This is a genomic window from Hydrogenophaga sp. T2 (assembly GCF_049843535.1).
GTDB lineage: Bacteria > Pseudomonadota > Gammaproteobacteria > Burkholderiales > Burkholderiaceae_C > Hydrogenophaga > Hydrogenophaga crocea.
Genome location: NZ_JBBHZJ010000005.1, coordinates 117,161 through 132,778, shown reverse-complemented (window position 1 = coordinate 132,778; position 15,618 = coordinate 117,161). Strand labels below are relative to the sequence as shown.

Sequence of the window (15,618 nt, the reverse complement as noted above, 5' to 3'; positions counted from 1 at the left end):
CTTCATGAACGAAAAAAGGCCGCGCACCGCGCGGCCAAAGGATCCCGAAGGACTCCAAAGGAAGAAAAGGCAGACGCCGCGCGGGGCGCGGCGGGTCGTGATCAGAACAGGTGCAGCAGGCCCAGCGCGAACAGGTCGCCCTTCTGGTCGGCCGCGCCCGGGGTCTTGATGGTGTTGCCGCGGTAGCCGCCGTACACCGTGGTGCGCTTGCTCAGGCTGTAGAAGGCCGCCACGCTGTAGCCGGTGCGCTTGACGTCGGGCGCGCCCGCGGCCACGGTGGTCACGAGCTTGCCGGTGTAGTTGGTGTCGCCCGTGAAGCCGGTGACCGCGCCCTTCGACTGCGCGATGCCGGCCGAGATCGTCCACGCGCCGCCCAGGGCGTAGTCGGTGCCCAGCGCCCATTCGTTGGTCTTGGCATCGCCGAAGGCCACGCGGCCGTAGCTGGCCATGAGCTTGGCCGGGCCGAGCTGGTACGAGCCGTTCAGGCGCGTGAACTTGATGGCCTCCGCGTTGCCCGTGGCCTTTTCGGTCTGGTACGCGGCGCCCGCGAACACCGGGCCGGCGGCGTACTTCACGTGCACGCTGCTGATCGAGCCCTGGCCCACGGTGGCGGTCTTGTTCTCGGCCATGCCGTAGCTCACGACGCCGCTGAAGCCGCCGAAGTCGGGCGAGGCGTAGTAGAAGCCGTTGTTGGGCGCGTCGCGGTACGAGGTGCTGAGCCAGGCGCCCTGGTTGGGGGCGAGCACCGAGTTCTTGGCCACCAGGGCGCTGCCGCTGATGTCGTCGAAGGCGCTCCAGGCCTTGCCGAAGCGCACGTCGCCAAAGCCGCCCGAAAGGCCGACCCACGACTGGCGCGTGAACGACAGACCGGGCGCGCCGCCGTTGTCCATGGCGAAGCCCGATTCGAGCTGGAAGTTGGCCTTGGTGCCGTCGCCGAGGTCTTCGCTGCCCTTGAAGCCGAAGCGGCTTTCATAGATGCCGCTGCTGTCGAGCCTGGTGGTACGCAGGCCGGTGGCGGGGTTTTTCTGGCTCGACAGGTACATGTCGGCCAGGCCGTACAGCGTGACGCTGGACTGGGCGAAGGCCGCGCCGCTGGCGAGCGTGGCGCAGGCGATGAGAAGGGTTTTTTTCATGCTTTTGCTTGGTGAGAGGTGAGGGAACACAGGGGACGGGAGATTCAGAACAGCACCACCGCGGCGATGGTGGAGGCGGCCAGGCCGAGCAGCACCGGCAGCGCCAGCACGCGCACCAGGTCGGTCACCGAGACGCGCGCGAAACCGGCCACGGCGATCAGCGAAGACCACGCGATCAGGGTGCCGCCGCCGGTCCAGATGGCGCCCATCTGGCCGATCGCGGCGAGCGTGGTGGCGTCGATGTTGGAGACCGGGCCCAGGGCACCCGCGAGCGCGCCGGTGAGCGGCAGGCCCGAGAAGCCCGAACCGTCGATGCCGGTGACCATGCCCACGATCAGCAGGCCGAAGGCCACGAACAGCGGGTTGTGCGGGATCCAGTCCTGCGCGCTGCGCACCAGGTCGAACAGCAGGCTGGGCGTGGCGCCGGCGTCGCCGCCGAAGATGGCCGCGGCGGTCTCGCTCGCGCCCAGGAAGAAGAAGCCCGCGATCGGCAGCACCGAGCCCATGGCGCGGAAGGCGAACACGAAGCCTTCGGTGATGTGGTCGGCGCTGGCTTCGAGCATCTGGCGCGCGCCCTTCATGGCGAGCGTGGCGAAGATCATCAGCAGCGCGGCCGCACCGCCCACCAGCGAAGCGCCGGCCCCGCCCTTGAAGTCGCCCAGCGGCACGCCGAGCTTGGGCAGCACCATGAGCACGATCACGGCCAGGAACACCAGCGGCGTGACCACGGCGAACAGCTTGGACCACTTGATGTCGTCGGCCGGCACGCTTTGCAGCTCGCGGCGCAGGTCCTGGCCGGTCACGGGCTGGTGCTCGCGGCTCGTGCCCTGGGCGATCTCGGCCTTGTGGGCCGTGCCTTCGTGCTCGTGCTGCGCCAGCTCGCCCTTCACGGCCAGCTCTTGCCAGCGCTCCAGGTGGGCCGGGCTGGCGGGCAGGAACTTGCGGCGGTGGAACACGAAGATCAGCACCAGCGCGACCAGGCCGGTGATGAGCGAGAGCGCGAGCGCGCGGTCGGCGATCACCGCGGCCGCGGCACCGGCGGCCTTGGCGCTGATGCCGGGGGCCACGCCGATCACGTAGTCGGACGACAGCGCCATGCCCTGGCCGGCCACGGCGATGGCGGCCGCGCCCACGATCGGGGGCAGGCCGGCGGCGATGGCGGCGGGCAGCAGCACCGCGCACACCAGCGGCACCGCGGGCGTGGGCCAGAAGAACAGCGAGATGAAGTAGGTGATGGCCGCGAGCAGCAGGTACGACACCGGCCCGTTCTTCATCAGCACCCGGAAGGGCTTGACCATCAGGATGTCGGACTTCAGCGCCTTGAGGGCGTTGAGCAGGGCCGTCATCAGCGCGATGACCAGGAAGATGTTGAACAGCTCCTTGGCCGCGACCAGGCTGGCGCTGTAGATGCTGCCCAGGCCGCCGAGGGCGCTGCCGGTCCAGGCGAGACCGACAAGGAAGGTGGCCGCGATCGAGGGCACGAGCACGTTGGCGCGGAACACCATCGTCACGATGATGCTGATCACGCCCAGCAGGTACATCCAGTGCGCCGCTGTGAGGGTTACGTTGGAATCCATAAGCTTGTCCGTGGGGTGGGGGGCTGTGAGGGGGTCAAGAGGGCGTCAGATGGTATACAGAATACTTTTATGGGGCTGACAGGGTTTTCCCGCCCTCCCTTGGTGCGTCATGGGCCCGCGTTTGGGGCGTTCATGAGGTGGAAAGTACGCATTCAAGGGAATCGAAAACCATCTTCTGATCAATCTGGATACGGTATACATCCAGACGAAAAAGCCTATGCAGGCTTCGTGCCAGGCTGGCGGGTGGCTTCCGCAGAGAAATGACGGCCGGGCCGTGGGCGGCAGCGGTGCAATCGGTGCCGCCGCCCCTTCCATCTCATCGGTATACTGTATTCATGAATTGGAGAGGCCCGTGACCGATACCCCCCCTTCACCCCCCGTGACCAGCACCGGCGCCATGGTCGCCACCGGCCATCCCCTGGCGGCGCAGGCCGCGGCCCGCTTGCTGGCGTTGGGCGGCAGCGCGGTCGATGCGGCGATCGCGGCCGACGCGGTGATGGGCGTGGTCGAGCCCATGGCCACCGGCATCGGCGGCGATCTGCTCGCCATGCTGGTGCCGCCCGGCGCCGAGCCGCAGGCCTACAACGGCTCGGGCCGCTCGCCCGCGGCCTTCGATCCGGCCTGCCTGGCCGCCTTCCCGGGCCAGCGCCTGCCCGAGCGCCATGTGCACACCCTCACCGTGCCGGGCGCGGTGCGCGGTTGGCACGACCTGCACCAGCGCCATGGCCGCGCCGACTGGCGCGAGCTGTTCGGCCCGGCGATCGAGGCCGCACGCCAGGGCTTTGCGGTGTCGCCGGTGGCGGCGCGCGAATGGGCGCTGTTCCAGCCCGTGATCGCGGCCGACCCGGTGTCGGCGCGCCTGTACCGCGCCGACGCGGTGCCCACGGCCGGCACGGTGTTCAGCAACCCCGAGCTCGCGGCCACGCTGCAGGCCATTGCCGAAGACGGCCCCGAAGCCTTCTACCAAGGCCCCGCCGCGCGCGCGGCCGAACAGGCCAGCCGCGCGCGTGGCGGCGTGCTGTCGGCGAGCGACTTCGCGGCCCACCGCGGTGATTTCGCCGCCCCGCTGCGCGGCCGCTTCCGCGGGCTGGAGGTGCTGGAATGCCCGCCCAACACCCACGGCCTCGCGGTGCTGCACGCGCTCGAAGCGCTCGACGCCTTGCCGCTGGACCCCGAGGACCCGGCCACCGCCGTGGCCATGGTCGACGCCATGGACGCCGCCATGGCCGAGGCCAAGCGCGTGGTGGCGGACCCGGCCGGCAACACGGTGTGCACCGTGGTGGTGGACGCACAAGGCCTGGCCGTGACGCTCATGAGCAGTGTGTTCAAGCGCTTCGGCAGCGGCATCGGCGTGCCCGGCGCGGGCTTCGCGTTGCAGAACCGGGGCTTCGGCTTCGCCGCGCCCGGCGAGCTCAATGGCGCTGCGCCCGGCAAGCGCCCGTACCACACCGTGGTCCCTGGCGCGGCGCTGCGCGGCGGCGCGTTCCACGCGGGCTTTGGCGTGGTGGGCGGGGCCATGCAGCCACAGGGCCACGTGCAGCTCATGGTGCGCACGGCGGCCTGGGGCCAGGCCCTGCAGGCCGCCATCGACGCGCCGCGCTGGCGGCTCGAAGCGCGCCGCGCCCTGGCCATCGAGGCCGGCACGCCCGAGGCCGTGGTGCGCGCGCTGCGTGCCGCGGGCTACACCGAACCCGCGGGCCTGGGCGAGCTCGGCGGCCGCAGCGATTTCGGCGGCGCCCAGGTGGTGCGGCGCCTCGACGACGGCCGCCTCGAAGGCGGCTCCGACCGCCGCAAGGACGGCATGGCGCTGGCCTGCTGAAACGTGCGCTTTCTCTCCCTCATCCAAGGACCGACGTGACCCTGAAGATCTATGGCATTGCCGCCTCGCGCGCGATCCGCCCCCTGTGGGCGGCCGAAGAACTGGGCCTGCCCTACGAGCACCTGCGCTGGCACTACCAGGGCCCCGAAACCCGCGAGCCGGCCTACCGCGCGATCAACCCCAACGGCACCGTGCCCGCGATCGACGACGACGGCCTGGTGCTGTTCGAATCGCTCGCGATCACGCTGCACCTGGCGCAGACGCGGCCCGAGGGCGGCCTGTGGGCCGACGACGCCCGCGGCGTGGCGCAGATCTACCAATGGACGCTGTGGGCCGCGACCGAGGCCGAGCCGCTGGCGCGCCAGTGGTTCCACCACACCGGCTTCCTGCCGCCGGAGCAGCGCATTCCCGCGCTGGCGGAAGAAGCCATCGACAAGCTGCAGCAGCGCCTGCGGGTGCTCGAAGACCACCTGGCCACGCGCGACTGGCTGCTGGGCGAGCGCTTCACCGTGGCCGACCTGAACCTGGCCGCGGTGCTGCAGCGGCTGAGCGTGCTCGCGCGTGGCGAACTGCCGCGCACCCACGACTGGCACCGCCGCTGCCTGGCGCGGCCGGCGGCGCAACGCGCCTGGGCGCTGCGCACCGCGGCCTGAGCGCGCCGCTCAGGCGTGGTTGAGGCGGAAGAAGCCCACCGCCTCGGCCAGCCGCGCGGCCTGCGTGCGCAGGCTCTCGGCCGCGGCCGCGCTCTCTTCGACCAGCGCGGCGTTCTGCTGCGTGGCCTGGTCGAGCTGGGCAATGGCCGAGTTGACCTGGCCGATGCCATGGGTCTGCTCGTGCGTGGCGGCGCCGATCTCGGCGATGAGATCGGTCACGCGCTGCACCTGGGCCACGATGTCGTCCATCGCGCCGCGCGCGTCGCTCACCAGGCGCGAGCCCGCGTCCACCTTTTCCACGCTGGCGTTGATCAGGCCCTTGATCTCCTTGGCCGCCTCGGCGCTGCGCTGCGCGAGGTTGCGCACCTCGCCGGCCACCACCGCGAAACCCCTGCCCTGTTCACCGGCGCGCGCCGCTTCCACCGCCGCGTTGAGCGCGAGGATGTTGGTCTGGAAGGCGATGCCGTCGATCACGCCGATGATGTCGCCGATCTTCTGGCTGCTGTGCTGGATGTCCTGCATGGTCTGCACCACCTGGCCCACCACCTCGCCGCCCTTGACGGCGGCCCCGCTGGCCGAATGGGCGAGCTGCGTGGCCTGGCGCGCGGTGTCGGCGCTGGTGCGCACGGTGGCGTTCATCTGCTCCATCGAGGCCGCGGTCTGCTGCAGGTTGCTGGCCTGCAGTTCCGTGCGCGACGAGAGGTCGGCATTGCCGGTGGCGATCTGCGTGCTGCCGGTGGCGATGCTGTCGCTGCCCTGGCGCACGTCGGACACGATGCGCACCAGGCTTTCATTCATGGCCTTGAGCGCGGCCTGCAGCTCGCCGAGCTCGTTGCGGCTGTTCACCACGATGCTCGAGCGCAGGTCGCCCGCGGCCACGGTCTGTGCCACCTGCACCGCCTCGCGGATCGGCGTGACGATGGAGCGCGTGAGCAGCAGGGCCAGCATCAGCGCGGCCACCAGGGCCACGGCGCTGCTGCCGATCATGAGGTTGCGGTTGAAGGCGTAGCCCGCGTCCGAGGTTTTGACCTCCCGGGCGGCCTCGTTCGTCGCATGCTCGAGGTAGGCGTGTGCGGCCTTCACCAGGGCGGCCAGCAGCGGCCGGCAGTCGCGGTCCATGCGTTCGATGGCGCCTTCGCGGTCGCCGCGGCTCGCGCGCTCGAGGATGTCCAGCGCCACCGGGCCGTAGCGCGCCTCCACCTGCACAACTTCATCGAACAGCTTGCGCTCGGTGGCGGTGGTGTGCTCGTCGGCGTCGAGCGCTTCGCGCAGCTTCTTGAACCGGTCCACCACCTGCGCGTGTGCGGTCTCGGTGGCCTTCTTTTCCTGTTCGCGGTCGGCCGGCGTGCTCACCAGCACCAGGTTGCGCACGCCGATGGCGCGCGCGTTCGTGGCATCGAGGATGTCGTTGGCCAGCGTCATGCGGTACGAGGTCTCGCTCACGTACTGCGTGAAGGCAGCGTGCTCATGCCCGAGCGCACGCACCGACAGCGTGGCCACCGCGAGCACGATGACCGACAACAACAGAAAACCAGCCAGCAATCTGGCCTTGACCGAGAGGCGATCGAACCCCATGGCACCGCTCCAAGAATCTAAGACTCGCGGGGTTCACAAAATGGTGACCCTGGCACCGATATCGTCGGCGCGTGCACGCCTTTAGGGCGGCGCGACGAGCGGCAGGCCGATGCAAACCAAAGGCCGCATGAAAACGCGCCGAATGGCGCCGCCGTGGGCCTTTGGTGCGTACTTAAGGTTCTTTAAGCTTGGGTCATCCGCCGAGGACCGCGGGCAGCCAGAGCGACACCGCGGGCACAAAGGTCACGATCAGCAGCACCGCGATGAGCGCCAGCGTGAAGGGCCAGGCTTCCTTGAACACCGCGTGCAGCGGCGAGCCGGCGATCTGCGCGGTGAGGAAGGTGATCACGCCCGAGGGCGGCGTGAGCTGGCCGATCATGAGGTTGAGCACCACGATCACGCCCAGGTGCACCAGGTCGATGCCGTAGGCATTGGCGATCGGCACCAGCACGGGCACCAGCGTGACCAGCGCCACGGCGGGCTCGAGCGCCAGGCCCCAGAGCAGCAGCACGATGTTGATCAGCGCAAGCATCACCCAGGGGCTGTCGGTGAGGCCCTTGAGTGTGGTGGCCAGGGTTTCGCCGATGGCCAGGTTGGCGACCAGCCACGAGAAGATGCCCGAAGCCGCGATGGTGAGCAGGATGATCCCCGAACTCACCATGCATTCGCACAGGATGGTCCAGCACTGGCGCAGCGTGAGCTCGCGGTAGAAGCACACGCTGATCACCAGCGCGTAGAGCACCGCGGCGATGCCGGCCTCGGTGGGCGTGACCACGCCGCCCACGATGCCGCCGATGATGATCACCGGCATGGCCAGCGCGGGCAGCGCGTCCCACACGGCGCGCATCAGCGCGCGCAGCGAGGTGCGCTCGGAGAAGGGCAGGGCGCGCCGGTGCGCGACCCAGCTCGCGGCGGCCAGCAGGTACACGCCCATGAGCAGGCCCGGCAGCGCGCCTGCAATGAAGAGCTGGCCCACGGACACATCGCTCACCAGGGCATAGACCACGAAGGCGATCGAGGGCGGGATGATGGGCCCCATGGTGGAGGCCGCGGCCACCACCGCCGCGGCGTAGGCGCCCGGGTAGCCCTTGTCCTTCATGGCCGGGATCATGGACGAGCCGATCGCCGAGGCGTCGGCCACGGCCGAGCCCGACACGCCCGAGAACACCATGCTCGCCAGGATGGCCACGTGCGACAGGCCGCCGCGGATGTGGCCCACCGCGGCCATGGCCACGTTGAGCAGGCGGCGCGTGATGCCGCCCGTGTTCATGAGCTCGCCCGCGAGGAAGAAGAACGGGATCGCGAGGAACGCGAACGAGTCCATGCCCTGCACCATGGACGAGGCCACGATGTTGAGCGGCACCGCCCCGCCACTGAAAGCGATGAACACGATGGCGGCCAGGCCCATCGCGAAGAACACCGGCACACCGATGACCGCGAGGGCCATGAAGGCGAGCATGAGCACGCCGAACAGGATCACCTGCTGCATGGGCTCAGGCCTCCGGCGCGGCGCGGCGTTCGCGCCAGAGCTGGTCGGCGAGCGCCAGCGCCATCAGCGCCGCGCCCACGGGCAGCGACCAGTACAGCAGCGGCTGCGTGAGCGGCAACGAGGTGAACGGGATGCCCTCCATCGCGTCGATCACGAGCCGGCTCTGCCAGCCGTAGGTGAGCACGAAGGCCAGCGAGAGCGCGAGCGAGAACAGGCGCAGGCCGCGCCGCACGCCCGCCGACATGGACAGGCCGAGGAAATCGGCCGAGAGGTGGCTGTTGCGGCGCACGCCCACATAGCCCGCGAGCATGGTGGCCCAGATCATGAGCACCACGCTGAACTCGGTGGCCCAGGGCAGCGGGTAGGACAGGGCCACGCGCAGCACGATCTGCGCGCCGCCGATGCCCACCAGCGCGAGCAGCGACAGGCCGAGCAGGCCGGTGATCAGCCGGTCGAGCCCGGCGAACAGGGCGTTCATCGCGCGGCCTTCACTTCACGGCCCGGATCTTCTCCAGCGTGCCCTTGGACCAGAGCTGGCCGTCGAACTTCGTGCTGGCCTCGTCGGCCGACTTGCGGAAGGCCGCGAGGTCGGGTTCGACGATCTCCATGCCGTTGGCCTTGAGCGTGTCGATGGACTTGGCCGACACGTCCCAGGTCATCTGGCTGGCCCACTTCTCGGTCGCCGCGGCGGCTTCGGTCATGGCCTTCTGCTGGGTCGGCGACAGACGCGCCCACTTGTCGGCCGCCATCAGCACCATCAGACCCGACTGGATGTAGTCGATGCGCATGGCGTACTTCTGCACCTCGAAGTACTTGGCGCCCGCGATGGCGTCGAAGCCGTTGTCCTGACCATCGACCAGGCCCTGCTTCATGGCCAGGTAGAGCTCGGCCGCGGGCACCGGCGTGGGCGCCGCACCCCAGGCCTTCATCACCTCGAGGATCGCGGGCGTCTCCGGCACGCGCACCTTCAGGCCCTTCATGTCGTCGGGCTTGAGCACCTTGCGGTTGCTGGTGGTGAGCTGGCGCGGTGCGCGGTCGGACACGTAGCCCACGTACTTGAAGCCCGCTTCCTGCTCGACGGGCGCGAGCATCTGGCGGAAGGTGTCCGATTGCATGTAGGCCTTGAAGTGCGCGTGGTCGCGGAACACGTAGGGCGCGAACAGCGCATTGAAATCCTTGCCGCCCTTGGCCAGCGCCAGCGTGCCGGTGTCGGCCAGCATCATGTCGATCTGGCCGGTGCGCAGGCCCGCGTAGTTCTGCGGCAGGCTGCCGAGCTGGCCGGCGCCGAAGCTCTGCACCTTGAGCTCGCCGTTGCTGCGCTCGGCGACCTCCTTGGCGAAGCGATCGGCGATGGGACCCCACACGGGCGGCGGTGCCACGTAGGCCATGCGCAGCGCGGGCTGGGCCTGGGCGGTGGCACTCAGGGCGCAGGTGGCGGCCAGGGCGATCCCGGCGAGCAGGGGGCGGATCCGGTTCATGGCGTTGTCTCCATTGAAGGTGGCGTGCGGTGGGGGGCTTGCCGTGCGGCGATGTAGTCCCGGTGCGGGGTGCCGTTCGACACCAGCATGCCGCCATCGACGTCGATGGTGCTGCCGGTGATCATGGCGGCGCCGGGCGAGAGCAGGAAGGCAATGGCTTCGGCCACGTCGCGCGCGTCCACCCAGCGGCCCAGCGGCACGGTTTGGGCCACGGCGGCGATGCGCTCGGGGCCGAGGCTGCGGTGGATCATGGGCGTGAGCGTGGGGCCGGGGCAGACCGCGTTCATGCGCAGGCCCTGGCCCGCGAGCTCGAATGCCATGTGGCGCGTGAAGGCCAGCACCGCACCCTTGGAGGCGGTGTAGGCGGCATCGCCCGAGTACGACATGCGCTTGCCCGCGATCGAGGCCACGTTGACGATGGCCGCGCCCGCGGGCATCAGCGGCGCGGCCTCGCGCACGCACAACATGGTGCCGCGCAGGTTGATGTCGATCACGCGGTCCCAGGCGTCCAGGGGCATGTCGCACAACAGGTGGCGCGATTCCACCCCCGCGCTGTTGACCAGGCCGTGCACGGCGCCGTGCTCGGCCGCGATCTGCGCGAAGGCCTGCACCACCGACTCCTCGCGCGCCAGGTCGCAGGCCAGGTGTTCGAAGCGGCCTTGCGCGATGGCGGCGGCCAGCGATGCGTCGGGCAGCGCGCGATCGAGCGAGACCACGCGATGGCCGCGTTCGATCAGCAGCGCCACCGTGGCCGCACCAATGCCGCTCGAGCCGCCCGTGACGACGGTGGTGCGCGCATCGGACGCGGCGGCATCGGCAGCAGAAGACATGACAACTCCGGTGGTTCGGCCATATAGTAACGATCGTTACCAAATAGCCGACCCCCGCATTTACCCTTAGGAGACCGCCCATGAGCACCCTTGCCGCCCCTGCTTTGCCCGACGACGTGCGAACCCCGGGCTGGATCGCCGGCCACCGTGTGCAGCCTGGCGTCTATGCCTACGACCTCGAGGCCCTGCCCTGGCGCACCACGCCGCGCGGCACCGCGCGCGAGAAGGCGGTGCGGCGCGACGAGGCCGCCGGTCTGTTCCTGGGCCTGATCAGCTTCGACCCCATGAGCCGCTCGGGTGTGCACCAGCACCGCGGCACTGCGAGCAGCTACTTCCTGTCGGGCGAACTGGTGGACTACCAGTGCACCACGCGTGCCGGCGCGGTGGGCATCAACCTCGCGGGGGCCACGCACGACGCCGTGACCTACGGCGGCTGCACCCTTTTCTCGCGCCTCGAAGGCGGTGTGGTGATCGAACCCGATGGCGCCGCCATCCACCCGCATGCGCGCAAGACCGTGGTGAGCAACGACGCGCCGTTCAACCCGCCCGACATCACGGTGGTGCTCGACGAAGTGGTGCCCGTGGCCTCGCCCTTCGCGGGCGTGTCGCGCCGCGCGGTGTTCGACTACGCCGGCACCGGGCATGACCGCCGCATCTGTGCGCTGCAGCTGTGGCCCGGCGCGCGGCTCGACGCCCTGCAGCACCGCGGCCTGACCGACTGGTTCCTGCTCGCCGGCGACCTCAGCGTGGGCGGCACGCGCATCGCCGGGCCGGCGGTGGTGGTGATCGAGCCTGGCTCGGAGGTGTCGGTGTGCAGCACCTTCGGCTGCACGCTGCTGGCCTGGGCCGAGGGCCCTGCGCACGCGGGCGGCGATGCGCGGCTCGAGCCCTACGGCTTCTGAGGCCCGGGTCTCAGGCGCTTTCGCCTGCCAGTGGGTCGAGGCGCGCCCGCTCCGACAGCTTGCCCAGCAGCTTGTGCAGGGTCTTGAGTTCGGCCGGGGTGAGGCCGGCGTAGATGTCGGCTTCGCGTTCGATCGCGGCCTGTGCGATCTCCTCGTACACGGCCCAGCCGGCCTCGGTGAGCAGCAGGTGGAAGCTGCGCCGGTCGGTCGCGCTGTTCTCGCGCTCCAGCCGACCCTGGGCCTCGAGCTTGCGCACCACGCGCGACACGCTCATCTTGTCGAGTCCGGTGTAGTCGGCCAGCGCCTGCGCCGTGATGTAGGGTTTGTCCGCCAGCGTGAGCAGAATGCGCCACTCGGTGAGGTTGAGGTCGAAGCGCTCACCGAACCGCGCGTTGAAGGGCTTGCCCGTGAGGTTGGTCAGCACCCAGATCTGGTAGTAGGGCGAGTCTTCGGTGGAGAGCAGCGTGTGGTGGTCGTGCACCACGGCCGGGCGGCGCGGCGGCGGTGGTGCAGGGCTGCGGGCGGGCATGGGCGCGGAGTGTATGACAGGGGGCTGTGGGCACGGGCAATCCCTAATCTCGGAATACTGTATTCCGGATAGAGTGCCGTCCAGAGGCCACGGGGTGGCCCGGGGGTGCTGGCACGTTGATTGCATACAGTATTCGTCAACACCCCTTCCTCCTTCAACCCTCACAGGAGCCTGCCATGTCCGTATCGCCCAGCCGCCCGTTCCGACCTTTGTGGTCCCGCGCCGTCCACGCCCTGGGTGTGGTGGCCCTCGGGCTGGGTCTGACCGGCCCGGCCGCCGCCCAGACCGCCGCGCCCGCCAAGGTGCGCTACGAAGAGGTGGTGCGCTCGGTGCTCTATCTGCCCACCTACGTCGCCCTCAACCGCGGCTTCTTCAAGGAGGCCGGGCTCGACGTGAGCATGAAGACCTCTCAAGGCACCGACAAGGGCATGGCCGCGCTGCTCTCGGGCAGCGCCGACATCGTGCTCATCGGCCCCGAGGCCTCGATTTACGTGGCGAACAGTGAATCGCCGGTGAAACCCAAGATCTTCTCGGGCCTGACCGCCACCGACGGCTTCCTGCTCGTGGCGCGCGAGAAGCCCGCGGGGGCCTTCGCCTGGGACCAGCTCAAGGGCAAGGCCGTGATGGCCTTCCGCCCGGGCTCCAACCCCGATGTGTTCCTGGAAACCGCGATGCGCAAGAACGGGCTCGATCCCAAGAAGGACCTCAAGCTCGTGAACAACATCGGCCCGGCCGCGCGCACCGGCGCCTGGCTCGCGGGGCAGAACGACTACGGCATCTTCCTGGAGCCCGAAGCCACCATGCTCGAGAAGACCGGCAAGGGCACCGTGGTGGCCTCGATCGGCCGCGTGGTGGGCCCGGTCGACTACACCGTGTTCACCGCCACCGACGCCTTCCTCGCCAAGAACCCCGCCGTGGCCCAGGCCTGGACCAACGCCATCGTGAAGGCGCAGAAGTACGTGGCCAGCGCCCCCGCGGCCGACCTCGCGAGCCACATCGCCGAATACTTCCCGTCCATGAGCCAGGCCGATCTGGTGGCCGCGGTCGAGCGCTACCGCGGCATCGGTCTGTGGAAGACCAATCCCACGGTGCAGCGCCAGGCCATGGACACGCTGCAGGACATGCTCGTGACCAGCGGTGTGCTCGACAACGCCAAGCGCGTGAAGTACGAGCAGCTGGTGGTGACCGACTTCACCGCAAAGGCTTCGCAATGAGCGCCGTGCTCGAACGGCCCGCGCCCGCCGCCGCCAGCCAGGCGCAGCCGCGCATCGAGATCAACGACGTCTCGCTGCGCTACTTCACCACCGCCGGCGAAACGCAGGCGCTCGACCGCATCTCGCTCGACGTGGCGCCGGGCGAATTCGTGAGCCTGATCGGCCAGTCGGGCTGCGGCAAGAGCACGCTGCTCTCGCTCATGGCCGGCATCCTCGAGCCCTCGTCGGGAGAGGTGCGCGTGCACGGCGAGCGCGTCAAGGGCCCGTCGCCGCGCGTGGGCTACATGCTGCAGCAGGACTACCTGTTCGAATGGCGCAGCATCCTCGACAACGCCACGCTGGGCGCGCAGATCCAGGGCCGGCCCATGCGCGAAGCGCGCGAGCGCGCCGCGCACCTGCTGCACAAATGCGGCATGGGCGACTTCCTGCACCACTTCCCGCGCCAGCTCTCGGGCGGCATGCGCCAGCGCGTGGCGCTCGCGCGCACCCTGGTGACCGACCCCGACGTGGTGCTGCTCGACGAACCCTTCTCCGCGCTCGACTCGCAGACCCGACTGGCCATCGCCGACGAGGTGGTGGAGGTGCTGCGCGACGAAGGCAAATCGGTGGTGCTGGTGACGCACGACATCGGCGAAGCCATCGCCATGACCGACCGCGTGGTGGTGCTCTCGCGCCGCCCGGGGCGCATCAAGTCACAGCACCTGATGCGTTTCGACAGCCACGGCCCGGGCCGCCCGAGCCCCTTCGAGGTGCGCTCGCTGCCCGAGTTCAACACCTACTTCTCGCTGCTGTGGGACGAACTCGACGTCCACGTGGAAGGATGACCCCCATGAACACCACCGCCCCCGTGACCATGGCCAGCGCCATGGCCCAGCCCACCCCGCCCGCGGCGGGCCGCGAGCCCAGCCCGGCCTACCGCCAGTGGCAGTCGCGCGAACGCCGCCGCCGCCACTACATCTTCGCCACCCGCATCGCGCTGCTGGTGGCCTTCCTCGTGCTGTGGGAGGTGCTGGCCAAGACGCACGTGGTCAACCCCATGCTCACGAGCTACCCGAGCGCGCTCTGGCCCACCTTTCTGGAGCTGCTCAACAACGGCAACCTGCTGGGCCACACCTGGGCCACCTTCAAGGCCACGCTGATCGGCTTCGTGCTCAGCATGGTCATCGGCATCGGCGTGGCCGCGGGCCTGTGGTGGTCGGACTTCGCGCACAAGGTGCTCGACCCCTTCCTCGTGGTCGCCAACGCCATGCCCAAGATCGCCTTCGTGCCGATCTTCTACATCTGGCTCGGCTCGGAGTACTCGGTGTACGGCATGGCCGTGGCCATCGCGGTGTTCGTGACCATCATGGTGGTCTACGACGGCTTCAAGAGCATCGACCCGAACAAGATCAAGCTCGCGCGCACGCTCGGCGCCAGCCGCGCGCAGGTGCTGCGGCTGGTGGTGATGCCCGGCAGCGTGCCCACGCTGGTGGCCGCGCTCAAGATGAACATCGGCCTCGCGCTCGTGGGCGTGATCGTGGGCGAGTTCCAGTCGGCCAGCGCCGGCCTGGGCTTTCTCATCGTCAACGGCAGCCAGGTGTTCCAGCTCAACGTGGTCATGACGGCCATCGTGGTGCTGGGCATCCTCTCGGGCCTGATGTACCTCGTGATCGCGCGCGTCGAAGCCATGATGGCGCGCCGCTACGGCTGAACCGCAGGAGCCCCCGCATGCAATTCCCGTCCTGGGTGGTCGATCGGGTGGTGGCCCGGCAAGGCCGCCTGCACCCCTACGACCGGCTCGACCCCGCGCGCACCGCGTTCGTGGTCATCGATCTGCAGAACTACTACACCCAGCCCGGCTACCTCGGCGAATGTGCGCCCTCGCGCGCCACCTTCCCCGCGGTGAACCGCCTGGCCGACGCGCTGCGCGCGGCCGGCGGCCACGTGATCTGGGTGCAGACCAGCGCCGACGGCGCCGACGACTTCTGGTCGCACCACCACGCGCACATGCTCACGCCCGAGCGCAGCGCGCGCCGGCTGCGCGAGCTTTCGAGCAGCCACGAGGGCTTCCAGATCGCGCCCGGCCTCACGCCGCAGCCGCAGGACGTGCGCGTGGTCAAGCGCTGCTACAGCGCGCTGGTGCCGGGTTCGTCGAACCTGGCCGAGGTGCTCGAGGCGCGCGGCATCACGCACGTGCTGATCGGTGGCACCGTGACCAACGTGTGCTGCGAATCGACCGCGCGCGACGCGATGATGATGGACTACGCCACCATCATGGTCGACGACGCGCTCTCGGCCGTGACGCCGGCCGAGCACGAGCACTGCCTGAACAACTGGATTCTGTTCTTCGGCGACGTGCTCGCGAGCGACGAGGTGATCGCCCGGCTGCAGCCGGTGCAAGCCGCGGCGCGCGCCACGGCCTGAGGCGGGGCGCGAGCGC

The 15,618-nt window shown here is 69.7% G+C and carries 15 protein-coding genes; 7 read left to right on the top strand and 8 right to left on the bottom strand.

Annotation, left to right across the window (positions count from 1 at the left end; translation table 11 throughout):
• Positions 1 to 101: 101 nt before the first annotated feature.
• Positions 102 to 1,133, bottom strand: a complete 1,032-nt coding sequence (locus WDZ95_RS13395) for a porin (protein ID WP_425779147.1) — start codon at positions 1,131 to 1,133, stop codon at positions 102 to 104.
• Between the two features lie 44 nt (positions 1,134 to 1,177).
• Entirely contained in the window at positions 1,178 to 2,710 is a 1,533-nt protein-coding gene (locus tag WDZ95_RS13390) for a hypothetical protein (protein ID WP_166228385.1), read from the bottom strand.
• Positions 2,711 to 3,062: 352 nt separating this feature from the next.
• Here WDZ95_RS13390 and WDZ95_RS13385 point away from each other — a divergent pair, with 352 nt between their 5' ends.
• Positions 3,063 to 4,529 (top strand): gamma-glutamyltransferase family protein, encoded by a 1,467-nt coding sequence (locus WDZ95_RS13385; protein ID WP_425779145.1) that lies wholly within the window; start codon positions 3,063 to 3,065, stop codon positions 4,527 to 4,529.
• Positions 4,530 to 4,564: 35 nt separating this feature from the next.
• Positions 4,565 to 5,182, top strand: a complete 618-nt coding sequence (locus tag WDZ95_RS13380) for a glutathione S-transferase family protein (protein WP_425779143.1) — start codon at positions 4,565 to 4,567, stop codon at positions 5,180 to 5,182.
• 9 nt (positions 5,183 to 5,191) lie between these two features.
• Here WDZ95_RS13380 and WDZ95_RS13375 read toward each other — a convergent pair whose 3' ends face one another.
• The 5 genes from WDZ95_RS13375 to WDZ95_RS13355 all read right to left on the bottom strand — a co-directional run bounded on the left by WDZ95_RS13375 (position 5,192) and on the right by WDZ95_RS13355 (position 10,554).
• On the bottom strand, positions 5,192 to 6,757 hold the full coding sequence (locus tag WDZ95_RS13375) for a methyl-accepting chemotaxis protein (RefSeq protein ID WP_425779141.1): 1,566 nt from the start codon (positions 6,755 to 6,757) through the stop codon (positions 5,192 to 5,194).
• Between the two features lie 193 nt (positions 6,758 to 6,950).
• Positions 6,951 to 8,246, bottom strand: a complete 1,296-nt coding sequence (locus WDZ95_RS13370) for a TRAP transporter large permease (RefSeq protein ID WP_425779139.1) — start codon at positions 8,244 to 8,246, stop codon at positions 6,951 to 6,953.
• Between the two features lie 4 nt (positions 8,247 to 8,250).
• Positions 8,251 to 8,724, bottom strand: a complete 474-nt coding sequence (locus WDZ95_RS13365) for a TRAP transporter small permease (RefSeq protein ID WP_166228377.1) — start codon at positions 8,722 to 8,724, stop codon at positions 8,251 to 8,253.
• Positions 8,725 to 8,734: 10 nt separating this feature from the next.
• Complete coding sequence (locus WDZ95_RS13360; protein ID WP_425779137.1) at positions 8,735 to 9,724, bottom strand: TRAP transporter substrate-binding protein; 990 nt, start codon at positions 9,722 to 9,724, stop codon at positions 8,735 to 8,737.
• Complete coding sequence (locus tag WDZ95_RS13355; protein ID WP_425779135.1) at positions 9,721 to 10,554, bottom strand: SDR family NAD(P)-dependent oxidoreductase; 834 nt, start codon at positions 10,552 to 10,554, stop codon at positions 9,721 to 9,723. Before WDZ95_RS13355 ends, WDZ95_RS13360 begins: the two co-directional genes overlap by 4 nt.
• Before the next feature lie 80 nt (positions 10,555 to 10,634).
• On the opposite strand from WDZ95_RS13355, the gene WDZ95_RS13350 reads away from it, so the two are divergent.
• Positions 10,635 to 11,456 (top strand): cupin domain-containing protein, encoded by an 822-nt coding sequence (locus WDZ95_RS13350; RefSeq protein WP_166228371.1) that lies wholly within the window; start codon positions 10,635 to 10,637, stop codon positions 11,454 to 11,456.
• Between the two features lie 10 nt (positions 11,457 to 11,466).
• On the opposite strand, the gene WDZ95_RS13345 is transcribed toward WDZ95_RS13350, so the two are convergent.
• Positions 11,467 to 11,985, bottom strand: coding sequence for a MarR family winged helix-turn-helix transcriptional regulator (locus WDZ95_RS13345; RefSeq protein WP_166228369.1), 519 nt, complete (start codon positions 11,983 to 11,985; stop codon positions 11,467 to 11,469).
• 176 nt (positions 11,986 to 12,161) lie between these two features.
• Between WDZ95_RS13345 and WDZ95_RS13340 the strand changes: the two genes are divergently transcribed.
• The 4 genes from WDZ95_RS13340 to WDZ95_RS13325 are packed head-to-tail and all read left to right on the top strand — an operon-like array spanning position 12,162 to position 15,602.
• Positions 12,162 to 13,199: an ABC transporter substrate-binding protein gene (locus WDZ95_RS13340; protein WP_287469397.1), complete on the top strand. Its 1,038-nt coding sequence runs from the start codon at positions 12,162 to 12,164 to the stop codon at positions 13,197 to 13,199.
• Positions 13,196 to 14,023, top strand: a complete 828-nt coding sequence (locus WDZ95_RS13335) for an ABC transporter ATP-binding protein (protein WP_287469396.1) — start codon at positions 13,196 to 13,198, stop codon at positions 14,021 to 14,023. The genes WDZ95_RS13340 and WDZ95_RS13335 overlap by 4 nt, the downstream gene beginning before the upstream one ends.
• A 29-nt stretch (positions 14,024 to 14,052) precedes the next feature.
• A complete protein-coding gene (locus tag WDZ95_RS13330) occupies positions 14,053 to 14,889 on the top strand; it encodes an ABC transporter permease (protein WP_353844522.1) in 837 nt (278 codons plus the stop codon).
• Positions 14,890 to 14,906: 17 nt separating this feature from the next.
• On the top strand, positions 14,907 to 15,602 hold the full coding sequence (locus WDZ95_RS13325; protein ID WP_425779132.1) for an isochorismatase family protein: 696 nt from the start codon (positions 14,907 to 14,909) through the stop codon (positions 15,600 to 15,602).
• Positions 15,603 to 15,618: the final 16 nt, after the last annotated feature.